The sequence below is a fragment of the Janthinobacterium foliorum genome (assembly GCF_978021625.1).
On sequence record NZ_CDXDQE010000010.1, the window covers coordinates 248,822 to 267,611 of the forward strand.

At 61.5% G+C, this 18,790-nt stretch carries 18 protein-coding genes and 1 rRNA gene; 8 read left to right on the forward strand and 11 right to left on the reverse strand.

Features of this window, described 5'->3' with window-relative positions:
- The first annotated feature begins 48 nt into the window (after positions 1-48).
- From lptF to ACZ92H_RS20540, 4 genes are read left to right on the forward strand one after another with little or no spacing between them, the layout of a single operon-like run.
- Positions 49-1,194, forward strand: a complete 1,146-nt coding sequence (gene lptF / locus ACZ92H_RS20525) for an LPS export ABC transporter permease LptF (protein ID WP_131373752.1) — start codon at positions 49-51, stop codon at positions 1,192-1,194.
- Positions 1,191-2,360, forward strand: a complete 1,170-nt coding sequence (gene lptG, locus ACZ92H_RS20530) for an LPS export ABC transporter permease LptG (protein WP_131373751.1) — start codon at positions 1,191-1,193, stop codon at positions 2,358-2,360. Before lptF ends, lptG begins: the two co-directional genes overlap by 4 nt.
- Positions 2,360-2,767, forward strand: coding sequence for a sirohydrochlorin chelatase (locus tag ACZ92H_RS20535; RefSeq protein WP_465050836.1), 408 nt, complete (start codon positions 2,360-2,362; stop codon positions 2,765-2,767). Before lptG ends, ACZ92H_RS20535 begins: the two co-directional genes overlap by 1 nt.
- Positions 2,764-3,732, forward strand: coding sequence for a Stealth CR1 domain-containing protein (locus ACZ92H_RS20540; RefSeq protein ID WP_465050838.1), 969 nt, complete (start codon positions 2,764-2,766; stop codon positions 3,730-3,732). The genes ACZ92H_RS20535 and ACZ92H_RS20540 overlap by 4 nt, the downstream gene beginning before the upstream one ends.
- On the opposite strand, the gene ACZ92H_RS20545 is transcribed toward ACZ92H_RS20540, so the two are convergent.
- The 8 genes from ACZ92H_RS20545 to ACZ92H_RS20580 all read right to left on the reverse strand — a co-directional run bounded on the left by ACZ92H_RS20545 (position 3,729) and on the right by ACZ92H_RS20580 (position 11,499).
- A complete protein-coding gene (locus tag ACZ92H_RS20545; protein WP_131373748.1) occupies positions 3,729-4,376 on the reverse strand; it encodes a hypothetical protein in 648 nt (215 codons plus the stop codon). The genes ACZ92H_RS20540 and ACZ92H_RS20545 overlap by 4 nt on opposite strands.
- A 248-nt stretch (positions 4,377-4,624) precedes the next feature.
- Positions 4,625-5,392, reverse strand: a complete 768-nt coding sequence (cobA, locus tag ACZ92H_RS20550) for a uroporphyrinogen-III C-methyltransferase (RefSeq protein WP_465050840.1) — start codon at positions 5,390-5,392, stop codon at positions 4,625-4,627.
- A 28-nt stretch (positions 5,393-5,420) separates the two neighbouring features.
- Positions 5,421-6,737 carry a sulfate adenylyltransferase subunit 1 gene (locus ACZ92H_RS20555; protein WP_465050841.1) on the reverse strand — a complete coding sequence of 439 codons (1,317 nt, stop codon included), beginning with the start codon at positions 6,735-6,737 and terminating at the stop codon, positions 5,421-5,423.
- Positions 6,737-7,648, reverse strand: coding sequence for a sulfate adenylyltransferase subunit CysD (gene cysD, locus ACZ92H_RS20560; RefSeq protein ID WP_071324787.1), 912 nt, complete (start codon positions 7,646-7,648; stop codon positions 6,737-6,739). The genes ACZ92H_RS20555 and cysD overlap by 1 nt, the downstream gene beginning before the upstream one ends.
- A 40-nt stretch (positions 7,649-7,688) precedes the next feature.
- Positions 7,689-8,405 carry a phosphoadenylyl-sulfate reductase gene (locus ACZ92H_RS20565; protein ID WP_465050842.1) on the reverse strand — a complete coding sequence of 239 codons (717 nt, stop codon included), beginning with the start codon at positions 8,403-8,405 and terminating at the stop codon, positions 7,689-7,691.
- An 11-nt stretch (positions 8,406-8,416) separates the two neighbouring features.
- Entirely contained in the window at positions 8,417-8,977 is a 561-nt protein-coding gene (locus ACZ92H_RS20570) for a DUF934 domain-containing protein (protein WP_465050843.1), read from the reverse strand.
- Positions 8,970-10,658, reverse strand: a complete 1,689-nt coding sequence (locus tag ACZ92H_RS20575; protein ID WP_465050844.1) for a nitrite/sulfite reductase — start codon at positions 10,656-10,658, stop codon at positions 8,970-8,972. Before ACZ92H_RS20575 ends, ACZ92H_RS20570 begins: the two co-directional genes overlap by 8 nt.
- A 67-nt stretch (positions 10,659-10,725) precedes the next feature.
- Positions 10,726-11,499: a sulfite exporter TauE/SafE family protein gene (locus ACZ92H_RS20580; RefSeq protein ID WP_131373742.1), complete on the reverse strand. Its 774-nt coding sequence runs from the start codon at positions 11,497-11,499 to the stop codon at positions 10,726-10,728.
- A gap of 159 nt (positions 11,500-11,658) precedes the next feature.
- Between ACZ92H_RS20580 and ACZ92H_RS20585 the strand changes: the two genes are divergently transcribed.
- From ACZ92H_RS20585 to ACZ92H_RS20595, 3 genes are all read left to right on the forward strand, one after another.
- Positions 11,659-12,600 carry a CysB family HTH-type transcriptional regulator gene (locus ACZ92H_RS20585; protein ID WP_092798526.1) on the forward strand — a complete coding sequence of 314 codons (942 nt, stop codon included), beginning with the start codon at positions 11,659-11,661 and terminating at the stop codon, positions 12,598-12,600.
- A gap of 60 nt (positions 12,601-12,660) precedes the next feature.
- On the forward strand, positions 12,661-13,311 hold the full coding sequence (locus ACZ92H_RS20590; protein ID WP_131373741.1) for a class I SAM-dependent methyltransferase: 651 nt from the start codon (positions 12,661-12,663) through the stop codon (positions 13,309-13,311).
- A 199-nt stretch (positions 13,312-13,510) separates the two neighbouring features.
- A complete protein-coding gene (locus tag ACZ92H_RS20595; protein WP_131373740.1) occupies positions 13,511-14,509 on the forward strand; it encodes a porin in 999 nt (332 codons plus the stop codon).
- 50 nt (positions 14,510-14,559) lie between these two features.
- Here the strand turns inward: ACZ92H_RS20595 and ACZ92H_RS20600 are convergent, their stop codons facing one another.
- From ACZ92H_RS20600 to ACZ92H_RS20610, 3 genes are all read right to left on the reverse strand, one after another.
- The gene (locus ACZ92H_RS20600; RefSeq protein WP_465050845.1) at positions 14,560-15,741 is read right to left on the reverse strand and encodes a PAS domain-containing sensor histidine kinase; all 1,182 of its coding nucleotides are present in this window, start codon (positions 15,739-15,741) and stop codon (positions 14,560-14,562) included.
- Between the two features lie 181 nt (positions 15,742-15,922).
- Positions 15,923-16,681, reverse strand: a complete 759-nt coding sequence (locus ACZ92H_RS20605) for a LytR/AlgR family response regulator transcription factor (protein WP_071324779.1) — start codon at positions 16,679-16,681, stop codon at positions 15,923-15,925.
- 63 nt (positions 16,682-16,744) lie between these two features.
- On the reverse strand, positions 16,745-18,046 hold the full coding sequence (locus ACZ92H_RS20610; RefSeq protein WP_131373738.1) for a sensor histidine kinase: 1,302 nt from the start codon (positions 18,044-18,046) through the stop codon (positions 16,745-16,747).
- Positions 18,047-18,673: 627 nt separating this feature from the next.
- On the opposite strand from ACZ92H_RS20610, the gene ACZ92H_RS20615 reads away from it, so the two are divergent.
- Positions 18,674-18,790, forward strand: a 16S ribosomal RNA gene (locus ACZ92H_RS20615); the annotation flags it as partial.

The following is an 18,790-nucleotide window of genomic DNA, read 5'->3' on the forward strand; positions in this document are numbered from 1 at the left end:
TACTAGTAACGTGTTACTCAACTAACTGACCCGAATTATAAACTCCGAATGATCTTTCAACGCGCCCTTCGACGTGAATTGGCTAGTGCCGCCGGGGCCACCTTCACTGTTTTGTTCAGCATCCTGCTTACCTGGATGCTGATCGGTATCCTCGGCAAGGCGGCGGGCGGCAAGATCGCCTCGTCCGACGTCATGTCATTGATGGTCTTTTCCGCCCTGATGCAGCTGCCCACCATTCTCATCCTCACCGGTTTCATCTCGGTGCTGATGGTGGTCACGCGCAGCTACAAGGAGTCGGAAATGGTGGTGTGGTTTGCCTCGGGCCTGAGCCTGTCGCGCTGGATCTGGCCGGTCCTGAGCTTTGGCCTGCCGCTGGTGCTGGCCACCGGCATCCTCAGCCTGTACGCCACGCCGTGGGCGCAGATGAAAAGCGATGAATATGTGGCGCGCTTCGAAAAGCGCGAAGACCTGCAGAAAGTCACGCCGGGCCAGTTCCGCGAATCGGCCGGCAGCAACCGCATCTTCTTCGTCGAAGGCGTCAGCGGCGAAAAGAACGTGGTGCAGAACGTCTTCGTCAACACCGTCGATGAAAAAGGCAGTGCCGTCGTCGTCGTCGCCAAGGAAGGCGTGATCAATACCGATGAAAAGGGCCAGCGCTTCCTGGTGCTCAAGAGCGGCCGCCGCTACCAGGGCATACCGACGCAGGCGGACTTCCAGACCATGGAATTCGAACAGTACATCATGCGCATCGAGAGCAAGCAGCAGGAGCTGGGGGCGGAACTGGGCGTGCGCGCCATGAGCACCATGGCGCTGATCGCCGATCCGAATCCGTACACCATGGCTGAATTGCTGTGGCGCGTGAGCGCGCCGCTGATCGGCCTGATGCTCATCCTGCTGGCCATTCCGCTGGGCTTCGTGAACCCGCGCGCGGGCAGTTCGGCCAACCTGATCGTGGCCCTGCTGATTTTCTTCACTTACAGCAACCTGATCAAGGTCGTCGAAGCGAGCGTGAAACAGGGGCGTCTGACGTTCGGCGTGGCCTGGTGGCCGCTGCACCTGCTGGCGGCGCTGGCCGTCGTGGCGCTGTTTGCCTGGCGCCTGAATGTCAACCACCGCTACCATCCGCTGGTCCTGCTGGCATCGTTCAAGCGTGCGCGCTGCGCCGGCAAAACAAGTAAAGCGGCATCGAAATGAAGATTTTACAGCGCTATTTTGCCGTCTCGATTTTCCAGGCGGTGTTCTTTGTCCTGCTGGCCTTCCTGGCCTTGCAGGCGTTCATCGACCTGACGGGCGAGCTGCCGAAGGTGGGCAAGAACGGCTACAGCATCCAGTATGCGTTCCTGTACGTGCTGGTGCTGGTGCCGGGCCACGTGTACGAGGTGATGCCCATCGCGGCCCTGATCGGCACCATCTATACGATGGCGCAGTTTGCCGCCAGCTCGGAATTTACCATCATGCGCGCGTCGAGCATGTCGACGGCGATGGCGGCCGGCTTCCTGTTCCGCATCGGTATCGTCTTCGTCGTCATCACCTTCATCTTCGGCGAGTTGATCACGCCGCGCACGGAAACCCTGGCCGAGCGTCTCAAGCTGACTTCGCGCGGCGCGGCCGTCTCGAGCGAATTCCGTTCCGGCCTGTGGACCAAGGACATGGTCAAGAGCGATGGCCTGACGGGCACCGTCACCGGTTCGCGTTTCTTCAATGTCGGCGAAGCGCAGCCGGACGGCAGGCTGAAAAACGTCAAGCTGTACGAGTTTGACACCGACATGCGCCTGCGCACCCTGACCGTGGCCAAGGGCGCGACCTACCAGGGCAATAATGTCTGGCGCCTGACCGATGTGACGGAAACCGCGTTCTCGAACAGCGCTGCCGCCACGCCCGGATTCGAGCCGAAGCTGACAAACTACTATGGCCAGGAAACGAGCATGGTGCGCACCGTGCAAAGCGCCAGCAAGGACATGGTGTCCGAAGTGACGCCGAAGATCCTGACCGTGTCGGCGTCCGATCCCGAGCGCATGTCGGCCAGCGAACTGGCCGTGTACACGCGCCACCTGGCCGAGAACAAGCAGGAGACGGAGCGCTTCCGCATCGCCTTCTGGAAAAAACTGATCGACCCGCTGGCCATCTTCGTGCTGATGGCGCTGGCGCTGCCGTTCGCCTACATGCACACGCGCAGCGGCGGCATCAGCCTGAAAATTTTCATCGGCATCATGATCGGCGTGAGCTTCATGCTGGTCAACACCCTGTTCTCGCACCTGGGCCTGCTCAGCACCTGGCCCGCGTTCCTGACGGCCGTGGCGCCAAGCACCCTGTACCTGCTGCTGGCGCTGGGCGCCCTGTGGTGGGTGGAGCGGCACTGATGGAAACGGACGTGAAACAGGCGCTGGTCCTGTTCGCCCATGGCGCGCGCGCCGCCGCCTGGGCCGCGCCATTCGAGCGCCTGCGCGAGCTGACCCAGGCGCGCCTGCCCGGCACCGGTGTGCACCTGGCATTCCTGGAGCTGATGACGCCGCGCCTGCCCGAGCTGGTGCAAGGCCTGCTGGACGGCCTGCCCGCCGGCGCCCTGCTGGACGTCACCGTGGTGCCCGTATTCCTGGGGCAGGGGGGGCACGTGCTGCGCGACCTGCCCTTGTTGGTGGAAGAACTGCGCCAGCGCCATCCGCAACTACGTCTGAAGGTGGTCGAGGCGGTGGGCGAGAACGCCAGCGTGCTGGCCGCCATCGCCGATTACTGCGTGGCGGCGCCAGGTTCCAGCAATACCCCTTGAGCGGCATCGATATCGTCTACCTGTGGGTCGACGGCGCCGACCCGGCCTGGCGCGCGCGCCGGCAGCAGGCCTACGCCGCCTGGGCGCAGGTCCATCCCGGCCAGCTGGCCCTGCACGGCAATGTGGCGGGGCGCTACCGCGACAATGGCGAATTGCGCTACAACCTGCGCGCGCTGGAGCGCTTCTTTCCCGGCCATGGCCACGTCTACCTGCTGACGGACGGGCAAGTGCCGCAATGGCTGCGCGCCTCGCCGCGCCTGACGGTGATCGACCACGCCAGCCTGATGCCCGGCGCGGCGCTGCCCGTGTTCGACTCGGGCCATATCGAATCGTATCTGCACCATATCCCCGGCCTGTCCGAACGGTTTCTCTACCTGAATGACGACGTTTTTCTGGGCGCGCCGTTCGAGCCGGCCTTCTGGTTTGGCGAGGGGGAGGGCGGGCGCCTGAGCGCCTTTACGGAAAGCGCGCGGCAAGAGGCGCTGGAAGAGTTGCGCGACGACGTGGCGGCGCCTGTCAATTGCGCCACCTTGGCCAGGCAATGGCTCTCGGCGCAATACGCCGATTACCGGCACGCGGCGCATTTGTATGCGCACGCGCCGCGGCCCATGCTGAAAAGCGCGCTGCACGCGCTCGAGGCGCTGGCGCCGGCCATGTTCGCCGGCGTGCGCGCGACGGTGTTCCGTTCATGGCGGGTACCGGCATTGCTGCCCGACCTGGTGCCGCGCTGGATGGTGCATCAGGGTGTTGCGCGCGACAAGGTGCTGGACCCGCTGCATATCGCCAGCGGCGATGCGCATGCGCCAGAACAGCTTGCGGAACTGTCGGCGCGTTTTGGCAGCCTGCCGTTTTTCTGCATCAACGACACCTGCGACGAGGCCGAGGACGACGATCCGCGCCTGCTGCGCGTGGCGGCTGCCTTGCAGCGGCTGCTGCCGCTGCCTTCTTCATTTGAAACTGTCTAGCGCTTGCCCTTGGGCGCCAGGCTGATACGCGCGGCTGCCGAGCTGTCAGACAGCGAAGCGAGGAACAGCAGCAGGTAGGCGCCCAGTTCCAGCACTTCCTCGCCCAGCAGGGCATAAGCGTCGGGCATGCCATGGAAGACTTTCTTGTCGAACGGCCAGCCGGCCACCATCAGCAAGCCGCCAATGAGCGTCAGGATGGTGATGCGCATGCCGAAAATGCGCGGCGCCGCGGCGAACACCTTGCGCGCGCGCGGTGCAAAGAAGATCAGCAGGCGTATCAGAATCAGCAATTCCATGACGCGCAGGGCTTTTTCAGCCTGCGCCCAGGCGGGCGCCGTGCCGAACTGGTCGATGTCGAGTTCGCGCAGCAGGAAGCCGAACATCAGGGCGCATAAGCCCGCGTGCATGAGGAAGCGCAGCGACTGCCGGTCGGGTTCCTGCCAGGCGCGCACGCCGTGCACGCTGCAAGCGAGGGCCAGGAACAGCGCCTGCAGCCATTCCAGCAAATGGTTTTCGTCGTCGATATCGGGGAAGACCGTCCACAGGGCGATGGAGGCCAGCATGCTGAGGAGCACGGCGCTGGTGACGCCGGCATTGCTGCGGCTGAGCGAAGCCAGGGCTTCGCGCATGGAAGTGAAATTCATGTAGGGTGTGACGTTTCAAGTTGCGCGGCGCGGTATTGCGGCCTGCGGCGCAGCTTTTTTCGGGGAGGTTGGTGCGCGGTTCCCGTCAGCCGGGAGGCCGCACAGCAGACGCTATGGCAGGGTGAAGCGCGAGTTTCATTGCTATCGCACAATAACTTCTCGAGAAAAGATGCGTGAGCATCGTATCATGTTTTTTCTGAAGACGTCAGTTACTGACTTTAAAGTCGGTAAAATACGCTGTGTTTAATTCAGGCATGGCGGCGTTCCGGCACGCCCTGCGGCGCCTCGGTGGCCTGCTTGTCGCGCGTTGCCATGGCGGCGCCCAGCATCACCAGTACGGGACCATGGGCGTCGCCCAGACCGTGCGCCAGCGCGCTCAGCGGCAGGCGCACGATGCGCTGGTCGGGGCGGCTGCAGTTTTCGATCACTACCACGGGGGTATCGCCAGGGCGGCCCTGCGCCAGCAGGCGCTGCGCCGTGACGATGGCTTCGCGGCCACCCATGTACTGCACCAGGGTATCGCAGTCGGGGATGCGCGTCTGGTCCGGTTCCCCCGGCGCCGTGCTGGAAGTAAAGAAAGCGACGCTGCGCGACACGCCCCGCTTGGTCAGCGGCTGCTGCGTGGCCGCCGCGGCCGCCAGTGCCGTCGTGATGCCGGGCACCACTTCCACGGCGATGCCCGCTTCTTCCAGTGCGCGCAATTCCTCGTCGGCGCGGCCGAACAGCATGGGGTCGCCGCCTTTCAGGCGCACCACGACGGCGTGCTTGCGCGCATTGTCGACCAGTTGCTTGTTGATGAAGGCTTGCGCCGTCGACAGCTGGCCGCAGCGCTTGCCCACCAGAATCTTCTGCGCCTGGGGGCACAACTCCAGCATCTCTTCGGTGACGAGTGCGTCGTGCAGCACGACGTCCGCTTGCGCCAGCAGGCGCGCGCCGCGCAAGGTCATCAAGTCTTGCGCGCCGGGGCCGGCGCCGATCAGGTAGACCTTGCCGGGGAGAGATGGGGAGCTGTTCATATGGCTGCCTTTCCTGGACGATGTGGGGTTAGAGTCGGACCATGCCGGCCGCAACCGTCTGGTGGGTGACTTCATCGATCAGGATAAACGCGCCCGTGGCGCGGATATCGGCATATGCATCGGCCGCCAGCGGCTGCTGCACGTTCAGGCTGATGCGGGCAATATCGTTCAGCTTCAGGCCGTCGGCCGGGTGGCGCTGCTGCGTGTTGATGTCCAGGATGGAATCGACCGCCGTCACCTTGGCCGCCGTCTGGCGCGTGCCGTGCTTGATCCAGTACTTGCGGCGCAGGTCCAGCCCGTCTTCCGACAGCCAGCACACATCGGCCACCACTTGTTTCAGCAGGGTGGCAGGGCGATCGCTGCTGGCCAGCAAGTCGCCGCGCGAAATGTCCAGGTACTCGTTGAGCAGCAGGGTCACGGACTGGCCCACCACGGCCGTTGGCAGCGAACCGTCCAGGGTGACGATATCTTTCACCGTGGCCGTCTGGCCCGATGGCTGCACCACCAGGGTGTCGCCAATGCTGACCTTGCCCGCCTCGATGCGCCCCATGTAGCCGCGGAAGTCGTTGGCTTCGTGGCCGTTGTGGCGCGCCACCAGCTGCACGGGGAAGCGGAAGGGCGCGTCGTGCGATTCGTCGTAGACGGACAGGGACTCGAGCAGCTCGATCAGGGTCGGGCCCGTGTACCAGCCCAGCTTCTCGCCCCGTTCGACGACGTTGTCGCCGGTGAGCGCCGACAGCGGGATCGGCGTGATGTCTTTCAGGCCCAGCGACCGGGCGAATTCGCGGTAGGCGGCGACGATGCGGTTGTATACCGTTTCATCGTAGTCGACCAGGTCCATCTTGTTGACGGCGACGACCACGTGCTCGATCTGCAGCAGGTGGGCGATGGTCGAGTGGCGTTTGGTCTGGATCAGCAGTTCCACGCTGCCGTCGTCACCCAGCTTCACTTTAGACACGTCGATCAGGATGATGACGGCGTCGGCGGTGGACGCCCCCGTCACCATGTTGCGCGTGTATTGCTCGTGGCCCGGCGTGTCGGCGATGATGAACTTGCGTTTCGGCGTGGCGAAGTAACGGTAGGCGACGTCGATGGTGATGCCTTGCTCGCGCTCCGCTTCCAGGCCGTCCGTCAGCAGGGACAGGTCGACCGTGTCGCCCACCGTGCGCTTGTGCTTGGAGCGCGACATGGCGTCGAGCTGGTCGGCGAAGATGCCCTTGCTGTCGAACAGCAAACGGCCGATCAGGGTGCTCTTGCCGTCATCGACGGAACCGGCCGTGATGAAACGCAACATGCCGCGTTCGACGCTGTTGCTGAGAGTGGTGTTCTGGATTGCTGCGTTCATTAGAAATACCCTGCTTTCTTGCGTTTTTCCATCGAGGCTTCGGAAGTCTGGTCATCCATGCGGGTGGCGCCCCGTTCCGTGATTTGCGTGATTGCCGTCTCGGCGATGATGGCATCGACCGTGGCCGCGTCGGACGACACGGGGCAGGTGCAGGAAATGTCGCCCACGGTGCGGAAGCGCACGACTTGCGTTTCCACCGTTTCGCCTTCGCGCGGCGGCGTCAGGTCCGTCAGCGGCACCAGCAGGCCATTGCGCGGGATCACCTGGCGTTCGTGCGCGAAGTAGATCGGCGGCAGTTCCAGCTGCTCGCGGGCGATGTATTGCCATACATCCAGCTCGGTCCAGTTCGAGATGGGAAACACGCGCATGTTTTCGCCCGGATGGACGCGGGTGTTATACAAGTCCCACAGTTCCGGACGCTGGGCTTTCGGGTCCCAGGCGCCGAATTCGTCGCGGAACGAGAAGATCCGTTCCTTGGCGCGGGCTTTTTCCTCATCGCGGCGGGCGCCGCCGATGCAGGCGTCGAAGCCGTGTTCGGCGATGGTTTCCAGCAAGGTCACGGCTTGCGCCGCATTGCGCGAATCCGTGGCCGGGTTGCGCAGGCGCACGGTGCCCCGCTTGATCGAGTCTTCCACGGAGCCGACGATCAGGCGCTCGCCCAGCTGCGCCACTTTCTTGTCGCGGAAGGTGATGACTTCCGGGAAGTTGTGGCCCGTGTCGATGTGCACGAGGGGAAAGGGAAACTTGCCTGGGCGGAAGGCTTTCTCGGCCAGGCGCAGCAGGACGACGGAGTCCTTTCCGCCCGAGAACAGCAGGGCGGGGTTGGCCGATTCGGCCGCCACTTCGCGCATGATGTGGATGGCTTCCGACTCAAGGCTGTCGAGGTGGCGCTGGTTCAAAATGTTGCTCATATTGGATGCTTTCTTGTTCTGCTGCGTCTGTTATGTCTGTTCAGGCTGCCACGGATTTGATGCGTATGAGTTTGCCGTCCACCATGTGCAGGCCGCATTCCTTGGAATCCGGGTTTTCCCACCACCAGCGCCCGGCCCGCACGTCTTCGCCGGGCTGGACGGCGCGCGTGCACGGTTCGCAGCCGATGGATGGGTAGCCCTGGTCGTGCAGTGCATTGTAGGGCACGTCATTGGCGCGGATGTAGGCCCACACGTCGTCTTCCGACCAGTCGGCCAGCGGATTGAATTTCGTCATCGCGTGCGCCGCATCGTCTTCCTGCACGTGCAGTTCGGCGCGCGTGGTGGACTGGGCGCGGCGCTGGCCCGTGACCCAGGCCTTGTTGCCGGTCAGGGCGCGGCCCAGCGGCTCGACCTTGCGGATGCGGCAGCATTCGCGGCGCATCTCGACGCTGTTGTAGAACGCATTCAAGCCGTTCTGTTCCACATAGGCGGCCACGGCTGCCGGCTGCGGACGGTACAGGGCGATGTCGTGGCCGTAGTGCGCCTTGACCTTGTCGAGCACGGCCAGGGTTTCCTGGTGCAGCCGGCCTGTTTCCAGGGAAAAGATGCCAATCGGCAGCTTTGCCTTGAGAATCATGTCGGTCAGCACCATGTCTTCGGCTGCCAGGCTAGAGGCGAACACGGCCGGCGAAAAGTCCGCGGCGATGCGTGTCAGCGTTTGCTCGGTGGCGTCAATTAAAGTGGCGAGGTCGCTCATGGCTGTCTTTCTCAGATGCCGGCCGCGTTGTCGAGGTCAGGATTCTGGCCTTCGCGGTGGTGGCGGCGGAACAGCGGCGACTTCTGGTCCCACGAAGCCTGGTAGGATTCCGAAAAGACGGACAAGCCTTTCAGGGCGTCATGGATGCTGCGGTCCGGGCGCGTCGCATACGCATCGAAGCCGACACGGTGCATCGAGAACAGCTGGTCCCGCAGCACGTCGCCGATGGCGCGCAATTCGCCACGGAAACCCAGGCGGGCGCGCAGGTTGAAGGCGATGGAATAGCCGCGGCCATCCGTGAACTTCGGGAAATCCACGCCGATGACGGGCAGCTGCGCCACGTCGGCGGCCAGTTCTTCCGGGCGCTCGTCGCTGGCCAGCCAGACGCCGATGTCGGGCAGGCGGGCGGCCAGGGTCGCGCGCTGCGCTTGCCATACGGTCAGCGGCACGATGACCTTGCCGGCGGGCACGACGACGGTGTCCGGCGTCTCGTTTTCATCGAGGCGCAGCAGGCCCCAGTCATTCGGCACCACGGCGGCGTTCTTGATGATCTCTTCGCGTACTTCAAACATATTCGTCTTCTCCCACCAGGTTGCCGACCGTAATCGGCGTTGCATATACGTGTTCCTTGAACGGCGCCAGGCCCAGGCGCTGGGCCGTGTCGACGAAGCGCTCGCCTTCATGGCGCTCGCGCACGTAGACGTGCAGCAGGCGGCCGATGACTTCAGGCATCTGCAGGGAAGAGAACGATGGTCCGATGATCTTGCCGATGGCGGCGTTGTTGCCTTGCGCGCCGCCGATCGACACTTGATACCATTCGCTGCCATCCTTGTCGACGCCGAGGATGCCGATGCTGCCCACGTGATGGTGGCCGCAGGCATTGATGCAGCCGGAAATGTTCAGCTCGATCTCGCCGATGTCGTGCTGGAAGTCAATGCTGTCGAAGCGCTCCGCGATGGCGGCGGCGATCGGCAGGGACTTGGCGTTGGCCAGCGAGCAGAAGTCGCCGCCGGGGCAGCAGATCATGTCGGTCAGCAAGCCGATGTTCGGCGTGGCCAGGCCGTGCGCCTTGGCTTCCTGCCATAGCTTGAACAGTTTTGTCTGCTCCACGTCGGCCAGCACCAGGTTCTGTTCATGCGTCACGCGCAATTCGCCAAAGCTGTAGCGGTCGGCCAGGTCGGCCACGAAGTCGATCTGCTCTGCCGTCGCGTCGCCCGGCGGCACGCCCGTTTTCTTCAGCGACAGCACCACGGCCACGTAGCCGGGGCGCTGGTGCGGCTTGACGTTGCGCGCCAGCCAGTTCACATAGGCCTTGTTGTCCGCGTGTTCCGCCCGGTAGTCGAACTCGGGCAATGTGGCATAAGCGGGCGGATTGAAGAAGTCCGCCACGCGCTGCATTTCTTCCTGCGTCAGGGTTTCCGGGCCATCCTTCAGGTCGACCCATTCCGCTTCCACCTGGCGCGTGAATTCTTCCACGCCGATGGCTTTCAGCAGGATCTTGATGCGCGCCTTGTATTTGTTGTCGCGGCGGCCGTGCAGGTTGTACACGCGCATGATGGCCTGGATATACGTCAGCAAATGCTGCCACGGCAGGAACTCGCGCACGACGCTGCCCAGGATGGGCGTGCGGCCCATGCCGCCACCGGCCATTACCTTGAAGCCCACTTCGCCGGCCGCGTTGCGCACGGCCGTCAAGCCGATGTCGTGCACGGCGATGGCGGCGCGGTCTTCCTCGGCGCCATTGATGGCGACCTTGAACTTGCGCGGCAGGGCGATGAACTCGGGATGGAAGGTGCTCCATTGGCGCAGCACTTCCGCGTACGGGCGCGGATCGATGATTTCATCGGCGGCGACGCCGGCGTAGGGGTCCGATGTTGTATTACGGATACAGTTGCCGGACGTCTGGATCGCGTGCATTTCCACGGACGCCAGGTCCGTGAGGATATCGGGAGTCTGTTCCAGTTCGATCCAGTTGAACTGGATGTTCTGGCGCGTCGTGAAGTGGCCATAGCCGCGGTCGTACTTGCGCGCGATGTGCGCAAACATGCGCATCTGCTTCGACGACAGCAAGCCGTAGGGCACGGCGATGCGCAGCATGTAGGCATGGCGCTGCATGTACAGGCCGTTTTGCAGGCGCAGCGGAATGAATTCCTCTTCCGTCAGTTCATTGGCGATACGGCGCGCAACCTGGTCTCGGTACTGGGCGATGCGTTCTTTGATGATGAGGTGGTCGTACTGATCGTAATGGTACATATCAATTCCTAAAAAAGCCGGGGTGCTGGAAGATTGCCTGGGATTATGTTCTTGATACTGATGTTCTTTAATAGATTAGCTTTACTGCCACGCCGGTCAAGGTCATCGCCAGCAGCACGCGCAAAAACTTTTCCGGCACGGAGCGGGCTACCCAGGAGCCGAGCGTGATGCCGGGCAGGGAGCCGACCAGCAAGGAGGCCAGCAATTCCCAGTGGATGGAGCCGAGCCACCAGTGGCCCAGCGCGGCGATGGCCGTCAGGGGCACGGCGTAGGCGATATCGGTGCCCGCCACTTCGGCCGAGCTCATGCGTGGGTACAGCATCACCAGCAAGGTGGCGCCGATGGCGCCGGCGCCGATCGACGACACCGTCACGAGCACGCCCAGCACGGCGCCGGAAATAATGGTCGCGGCGGCAAGCTTGTTGCCTTGTAATTGTTTCTCTGGATGGGCGTTGATCCAGGCCAGCATGCGGCCCTTGAAGATCAGCGCCACCACCGTCAGCAGCACGGAGCCGGCGATGGAATAGCGGATGATCTGGCCGATTTCCGGCGACAGGGTGCCGAACGATTTCAGTGCCAGGGTGGAAATGACGGCGGCGGGCAGGGCGCCCATGCACAGGCGCTTGACGATATCCCAGCGGATGGTGCCGCGCAGGCGGTGCGTCAGGGTACCGGCGCTCTTGGTGATCGAGGCGAAGGCCAGGTCGGTGCCCACGGCCACGGATGGCGGCACGCCAAACAGCAGGGTTAATAGGGGCGTCATCAGCGAACCGCCGCCCACGCCGGTCATTCCTACGAGTAATCCTACGGCAAATCCTGAGACTATATAAGACAAAGTCATGCTTGCACCCCCAAAGTACCCGCAATAGTAATAAACTTAGCGTTTAATCCAAACTACTTAGTACGCATTTGCTTATATGCGATATGCGTATATGCATGAACGCAAAATCATGGGTGGTACGGAACTTCGGCAAATTACGGCAATTAGGGCAAACCAGCAATGAATCTCCATCAACTGCGCTTCGTGCGCGAAGCGGTCCGGCAGAATTACAACCTGACGGACGCCGCCAAGGCCTTGTTTACGTCGCAACCGGGCGTGTCGAAAGCCATTATCGAGCTGGAAGAAGAGCTCGGCGTGGATATTTTCACGCGCCATGGCAAGCGTATCCGCGGCTTGACGGAGCCGGGCCGCCTGGTGCTGGAGTCCGTCGAGCTGATCATGCAGGAAATCGACAGCATGAAGCGCATCGGCAAGGAATTCGCGGCGCAGGACAGCGGCAGCTTTACCATTGCCACCACGCATACGCAGGCGCGCTACACTTTGCCCAAAGTGGTGCAGGCCTTCATGCTGAAGTTCCCGAAAGTACGCTTGTCTTTGTTGCAAGGCAACCCCCGCCAGATCGCCGAGATGGTGCAGCGCGACCAGGCCGACCTGGCCATCGCCACGGAATCGATCGCCGCCATCGATGGCCTGATCACCTTGCCATGCTATCAATGGGAGCACGTGGTGGTGGTGCCGGCCGAGCATCCGCTGCTCAAATCGAAGTCCGTCACGCTGGAAGAAATTGCCGCTTTCCCCCTGATCACCTATGACAGCGCGTTTGCCGGACGCAACAAAATCGACCATGCTTTCGTGCTGCGGGGCCTGAAACCGGACATCTTGCTTGAGGCCATCGATGCGGACGTGATCAAGACTTATGTCGAGTTGGGCATGGGGATTGGTATCATAGCGGGTATGGCCTTCGATGCCGAGCGCGACAAGGGCTTGCGCGCCATCCCTGTCGGCCACCTGTTCGGCATGAATGTGTCGCGCGTGGCGGTCAAGCAAGGCGCGTATTTGCGCAGCTATATTTATACCTTTATCGAGTTGCTGACGCCGACCCTGAATCGCAAGCTCATCGAGCAGGCGATGAGCGGTGAAAAAGAGCACTACGAACTATAACAACGCAGGAACACGGCCGGGCAAGGTGCCCGGCCCAGCATATTTAAGAAGAGAAGAAACATGATTACCGATCAGCTTGCCAAATATTACGCCACCATCGCGCAGCAGTACGAGCGCGTCTATGACAAGCCCGAACGCCAGGAAGACCTGGAAGTATTGCGCGACAAGGTCGCCGACGCGCTGGAAGGGCACACCGTGCTGGAACTGGCCTGCGGCACCGGTTACTGGACGGAAGTCGTCGCCGAGACGGCCGAGTCCGTGTTGGCCACCGACATCAATGATGAAATGCTGGCGCTGGCCCAGGCACGCGGCTTGCCCGACAATGTCACCTTTGCCAAGCTCGACGCGTTCAATCTGCCCGATGACCTGCTGGGCAAGTTTACGGCCGTATTCGCCGGTTTCTGGTGGTCGCACGTGAAGCGCGAAGACCAGGATAAATACCTGAAGCAATTGCGCACGAAGCTGGGCAAGGACATCCTGCTGGTGCTGATCGACAATTCCTATGTCGATGGCAGCAGCACCGTGATCGCGCGTACTGACCTGGAAGGCAACACCCACCAGTTCCGCACGACGGATGGCGGCGAGCGCTATGAGGTGTTGAAGAATTTCCCATCGGATAGCCATCTGCGCAAGAAGTTTGCCCACTCGGCCCGTGAAATCCGCATGAAGCGCCTGGAGTATTACTGGCTGCTGAGCTGCCGCCTGAAATAAGCTGCCTGGCAGCGAGAGGAGCCGCCTGCGGGCGGTTTTTTTTCGTCTGTTGTTTTTATTTAACAAGATGTTGTGCCAAAAAACAACATCTTGTCGATGTCATATTGTTGAAGTATTTGGTTGGCATGATTCGGTTCAGCAGCTAAGCAGCTAACCAAGCAGCAGCACATCTTGTCCAACCTAATGTAGAGAATCTCAAGTGAAAAAAATTACTCTGGCAGCATTGATCATCGGCGCCTTCGCAGCAGCTACGGCACAAGCGCAATCGAACGTCACCGTCTACGGCGTGGTCGATCTGGGCATTGCCAAGACCACCGGCGGCGCGTTGCTGGAACGTGAAAATCAAGCGTCGCGCATTGGTTTCAAGGGCACGGAAGATCTGGGTAATGGCCTGAAAGCTATCTTCAACCTGGAAAGCGAATTCAAGGCTGACACCGGCGCGCAAGCGACTGCCAACACCCTGTTCGACCGCCAGGCATGGGTTGGCCTGACCGGTGACTTCGGTACCGTCTACCTGGGCCGCACCAAGGACCTGATCGACGGCACCCTGGCACGCGTTGATCCGTTCAACACCTATGGCGTCATCGGCAAGATCAATGAGCCAGTCATGCGCGGCGGCCAATCGCCAAACGGCGCGCAAGCCATTCCAAGCGCATCGGTGGTCGGCGCTTCGCGCGTCAGCAACGCCGTGACCTACAACAGCCCATCGTTCAGCGGTTTCGTGATCAGCGGTCAATACGTCGCCAGCGAAATCAAGGATGCGGATTCGGGCTTCAGTGTCGTTGCCACGTACGACCAAGGTCCAGCCAGCGCACACGCCGGCTACCAGAAGAAAGTACAGTCCGTTGCCAATGCAGCGGCTGAGCCAAAACTGTGGATCGTTGGCGGCGGCTACAAATTTGGCCCGGCTAAAGTCACCTTCGATTACTCGAAAGCCGATACCGATGTCGCTGCCACCGGCGAATTCAAGAGCTACCTGCTGGGTCTGGCGTATGACATCGGCGGCGGTGCCGTCAAGGTCAGCTACGTGAAACAGAAGCAGGACAGCAACACCGCGAACGGCAAGGAAACGGCCAAGGCCTTTGGCCTGGGCTACGACTATCCGCTGTCGAAGCGTACCGCTGTGTACGTCTACGGTGGCCGCGACCAGTTCAGCGAAAAATCGATGTACCAACTGGGCATGACCCACAAGTTCTAAGCAGACCGGATGGTTGCTGGAAGAAGGAAGGGCGCCTGCGGGCGCCTTTTTTATTGCATGGCGGCTTCCTCCACCTCCGCATGCATGGGCAGGGAGATCTCGATGCGGGTGCCGCCCAGCTCACTGTCGGCGCCGATTTGAATGCTGCCATTCAAGCCCCAGACCCGTTCGCGCATGCCCAGCAGACCCAGGGCCGTGGCTTTTTCCAGGTCGCGTTCGGCGATGCCGCGGCCGTCATCCTGGATCGTGATCGCCAGCGAGGAATCGATGCGGTGCAGGGCGATGGTGATGTGGCTCGCTTCGGCGTGGCGCGCGATATTCGTCAGTGCCTCTTGCACGATGCGATAGATGGCCGTGCTGCGCGCATCGTCGAGCACCAGGTCGGCCTCGTCGGCCAGCAAGTCAAAATGCACGGCGCGGCGTTGCAGGAAGTCATGGCGCAATTTTTGCAGTGCGAAATACAAACCCCCTTCGTCGAGCGCGCGCGGCCGCAGATTGCTGGCGATGCGACGCAGCGAGGTGATGGCCGTCACCAGCAAGCTGTCCATGCCGTACAGCAGCGCCTGCAATGGCAGGGTCGTGTCCGCGTGCTGGCGCACGAGCGTCAGGTCGACGCGCAAGGTGGCCAGCAACTGGCCCAGGTCGTCATGCAGTTCGCGCGCGATGTGCTTGCGCTCTTCCTCGCGGATGGTTTGCAGCGCACTCGATAATTCACGCAGTTGCGAAAAGGAGCGGGCCAGCTGTTCATGCACCTGCTTGCGCGCGCTGATGTCGCGCACGATGATGGTAAACACGCTGCGGCCATCTTCCTGCATGGCCGAGAGCGATCCTTCCAGGGGGAACATGAAGCCATCGCTGCGCCGGCCCGTCAAGGTGTAGTCGGTGGCGCGCCTGCCTGTCAGGCGCAGTTCCTGGCTGATGTTGTCAAATGGCGCATCGCCCTCGTGGCTGCCCAGGCTGCGCAAGTCGCGCAGGATGTACTGGCCCAGGCGCCGGCCGCGCATGCCGGCCGGCGTGTCGCCAAACAGCCGGGCTGCCGCCGCGTTCGCATGCAGGATGATTTGCCCGCTGTCGATGCTGATGATGGCGTCGCTGGCGCTGTCGATGATGGCCTGTCCCCGGGCCTGCCGTTGCCGGCTGGCTTTCAGTGGAGGGAATAGGCACAGCAGGAGTGCCGCCGCCATGCCCAAAGGCAGCATGCGCAACAGTGTGGAGCTGCCTCGATCAGGCATGGTGATCTCCTTGCGAACGGATTAACGAAGGCAGGCAGGATGGCGAATGACGGGCAGGGCTTTAGCTAGCCTATGCCTGCTGGCGCGGCGCGGCTTGATGTGGCGCAGGAGGTGAACGGAAGAGAATGATGCGCCGCGCCGGCAAGGGTCGGGCGGCGGCAAGATGGCGTATTTCCGGGACTTACATTTGCTTGAACAGGTGCAGGAAGCTGCGGCTCACTTCCAGTTTGTCGGATTTGCCTTTGATCAGCACCAGGTGGCGGCCGCGGATGTCGCGTGTGACGCCTTCGATGGCGTTCACATTGACCAGGGTGGCGCGGTGGATTTGCCAGAACAGCGAAGGGTCGAGCTCTTCTGCCAGGTCGCGCACGGGCTTGCGGATCAGCGCTTCATACTTGGCCGTCTGCACGCACGTATATTTTTCGTCTGAACGGAAGAACAGGATCTCTTCCACGGGAATCATGCGCAAGTCCTGGCCGATGCTGGCCTGTATCCATTGCAGGTAGGTGGGTTTGGCCGTGATTTTTTCCGCCAGTTGCGACAGCATGGCCGTGACGCTGCTGTTGACGTCCAGCGCCGGCTTGTTCAAATGGGTTTTCAGGCGTTCCACCGTCACCAGCAGGCGTTCATGCTCGGGCGGTTTCAGCACATAATCGACGGCACCCCGCTCGAAGGCCTCGACGGCGTGGGTGTCGTAGGCGGTCACGAAGACGATGTGGCTCTTGCCGCCGATCACCTGCGCCGCTTCCATGCCCGTCTTGCCCGGCATGCGGATATCGAGGAAGGCAAAGTCGGGCTTCAGCTGTTCCACCAGTTCGATCGCTTCGTCGCCATTCTTGGCTTCGCCGATGATTTCCAGTTCCGGCCAGGCTTGGCCCAGGCGCAAGCGCAGCTGGTCGCGCATCAGTCTTTCGTCGTCGGCAATAATAGCGGTAGGCATAGGTCTCAAGTGTGAACAGGCGAAGATTGATTATTCAATGATTTAGCGTTTTTATCAACTGCCTTATTTAGACAGCTGATATGGCACTTCGATCACGGCGCACACGCCGCTGGGCTGGTTCGGCGTGATGGTCAGGCTGCCCTGGTCGCCATGCAGCAGTTTCAAGCGCTCGCGGATGGTGGGCAATCCCAGCCCCGTGCCATCGCTGGGCACCACGCCAAAGCCCAGGCCGTCGTCAGTTACCGTCACGCGCAGCTTGCTGTGCGCCACTTCGGCCACGATGCGCAAGGTGCCGCCTTCCGGTTTGACTTCCAGACCATGCTTGATGGCATTTTCGACCATCGATTGCAGCATCATGGGCGGGAAGGCAGCGCTGCGCAGGCCGTCAGGAATCTGGAAGTCGACCGTCAAGCGCTCTTCCATGCGCATTTTCAGCAGGTTCAGATAGGCTTGCACCATGTCTGCCTCGCGGCCCAGGTTGGTAATCAGGGCGTTGTCTCGCATTTGCGGCAACACGGCGCGCAGATACTGGATCAGGCTGCGCTGCATCTTGGCCGCGCGGGGCGGATCGACCTGGATCAGGTGCTCGACGGAGGCGAGGGTATTGAACAGGAAATGCGGCTCGACTTGCGCCTGCATCATCTGCATCTTCGCTTCGCTGAGCTGGCGCTGCATGGATTCGCGCTCGGCCGCTTCATTCGCCGTCACGGTTTCCGCTTCGGCGCGTTTTTTTCCGCCGACCAGGGCCTTCATGGCGAACAGGGCCAATACCAGCAGCGAAACAAAACTCTTGAACCAGGTGGATGCTTGCTGGTGGTAGCGCGATACCTTTTGCTCGGCAGCATCATCCACCGCTTCTTCAATGGCGTTTGACAGCTCTTCGCCGATTTGTGGCGGCAGTTCAATATGCACTTCTTCGCCCGACGCATTGGTCGTGACTGGATAGCTGGGTTTGGCCGGTACCGCAGGGGCGGCCGGTGGCTCCGGCGGTTCCGGCGGCACGGCGTTGGCGTGCTCATCGGTCTCGGCGGCATCGGCCGGGTCGCTGGCCGCATCAGCGGTGCTGCTGCGCCGGTTCTTGCTATTGCGGGGATTGAAATGGATGCCCGTATCGTCGATCAGGATATTGGTCTCGCCCGTGCCCTTGCTGGCCCGCTTGTGCGACTTGATGACGACTTCTTCATTGGGGCTGGACGAGAACAGTTCGTCCTGCAAGATCGAGCCGGCGATCAAGGCCAGCGCCGCGAACAGAAAGAATTTCCACCAAGACAGTTGCGTGACCCACGTCGTGGTCGCGTCGAATCCCCGTTGCAACCAGGCGAGGATGGTTTTCAACAGTTGCGGCAGGTTGGAAATCGGGAGCATGTGGGCGCTTTCAAATACAAGATACGAGAGTTAATCGACGCGGCGGACAAGTTTAACCTGTTGTTGTGCCGTGTCAGAGTCTGATGTTGCCACTGTGCCTAAAGCCATGGCTTCGCACCAGCCGATTGCGACAGGCTGCACAAAATGACGCTTGAAGTGAAGGCCCGGCTTGCTGGGCGGTGAGCGGGTGCATTCGCGACTGGAAAATAGCCCTTGCGGGGCGTGCGCGGCTTGGCTATAATTCGCCCCCTCGCTGAACGACGCATGCAAATGCCGAGTGAAGTGGAGAAAAAGAAGGAGTTGACGGACGTAGCGAAATGCTTCATACTTTTCCTTCTTCGCAGCTGACAAACACAACGCTTTGTCGATAGCGCGAAAGCAGTAACCGAATACAGTTCTTTAACAATTAACAGTCGATAAGTGTGGACATTTGATGCAAGTGCAGCGTTGCTTCGGTAACGTCATACTTAAAATATCAAATGTTCACGAAGAAATAAATGAAATAGGATGCTTCGCAAGAAGCAGCCTGTCAGTTGTTTTTGAGTGAGCAAACACCTCGCAATGCGAGGGGTTTGAACTAGTTAAATAGTTCGACCATGCCGGTAAAACGGCAAAGTAACAGAGATTAAACTGAAGAGTTTGATCCTGGCTCAGATTGAACGCTGGCGGCATGCCTTACACATGCAAGTCGAACGGCAGCACGGAGCTTGCTCTGGTGGCGAGTGGCGAACGGGTGAGTAATAT

What these genes read in the sequence shown, in the direction of transcription:
- lptF (WP_131373752.1), top strand. Translation starts at nt 49, where the DNA reads ATGATCTTTCAACGCGCCCTTCGACGTGAATTGGCTAGTGCCGCCGGG.
- lptG (WP_131373751.1), top strand. Translation starts at nt 1,191, where the DNA reads ATGAAGATTTTACAGCGCTATTTTGCCGTCTCGATTTTCCAGGCGGTG.
- ACZ92H_RS20535 (WP_465050836.1), top strand. Translation starts at nt 2,360, where the DNA reads ATGGAAACGGACGTGAAACAGGCGCTGGTCCTGTTCGCCCATGGCGCG.
- ACZ92H_RS20545 (WP_131373748.1), bottom strand. Translation starts at nt 4,376, where the DNA reads ATGAATTTCACTTCCATGCGCGAAGCCCTGGCTTCGCTCAGCCGCAGC.
- cobA (WP_465050840.1), bottom strand. Translation starts at nt 5,392, where the DNA reads ATGAACAGCTCCCCATCTCTCCCCGGCAAGGTCTACCTGATCGGCGCC.
- ACZ92H_RS20555 (WP_465050841.1), bottom strand. Translation starts at nt 6,737, where the DNA reads ATGAACGCAGCAATCCAGAACACCACTCTCAGCAACAGCGTCGAACGC.
- cysD (WP_071324787.1), bottom strand. Translation starts at nt 7,648, where the DNA reads ATGAGCAACATTTTGAACCAGCGCCACCTCGACAGCCTTGAGTCGGAA.
- ACZ92H_RS20565 (WP_465050842.1), bottom strand. Translation starts at nt 8,405, where the DNA reads ATGAGCGACCTCGCCACTTTAATTGACGCCACCGAGCAAACGCTGACA.
- ACZ92H_RS20570 (WP_465050843.1), bottom strand. Translation starts at nt 8,977, where the DNA reads ATGTTTGAAGTACGCGAAGAGATCATCAAGAACGCCGCCGTGGTGCCG.
- ACZ92H_RS20575 (WP_465050844.1), bottom strand. Translation starts at nt 10,658, where the DNA reads ATGTACCATTACGATCAGTACGACCACCTCATCATCAAAGAACGCATC.
- ACZ92H_RS20580 (WP_131373742.1), bottom strand. Translation starts at nt 11,499, where the DNA reads ATGACTTTGTCTTATATAGTCTCAGGATTTGCCGTAGGATTACTCGTA.
- ACZ92H_RS20585 (WP_092798526.1), top strand. Translation starts at nt 11,659, where the DNA reads ATGAATCTCCATCAACTGCGCTTCGTGCGCGAAGCGGTCCGGCAGAAT.
- ACZ92H_RS20590 (WP_131373741.1), top strand. Translation starts at nt 12,661, where the DNA reads ATGATTACCGATCAGCTTGCCAAATATTACGCCACCATCGCGCAGCAG.
- ACZ92H_RS20600 (WP_465050845.1), bottom strand. Translation starts at nt 15,741, where the DNA reads ATGCCTGATCGAGGCAGCTCCACACTGTTGCGCATGCTGCCTTTGGGC.
- ACZ92H_RS20605 (WP_071324779.1), bottom strand. Translation starts at nt 16,681, where the DNA reads ATGCCTACCGCTATTATTGCCGACGACGAAAGACTGATGCGCGACCAG.
- ACZ92H_RS20610 (WP_131373738.1), bottom strand. Translation starts at nt 18,046, where the DNA reads ATGCTCCCGATTTCCAACCTGCCGCAACTGTTGAAAACCATCCTCGCC.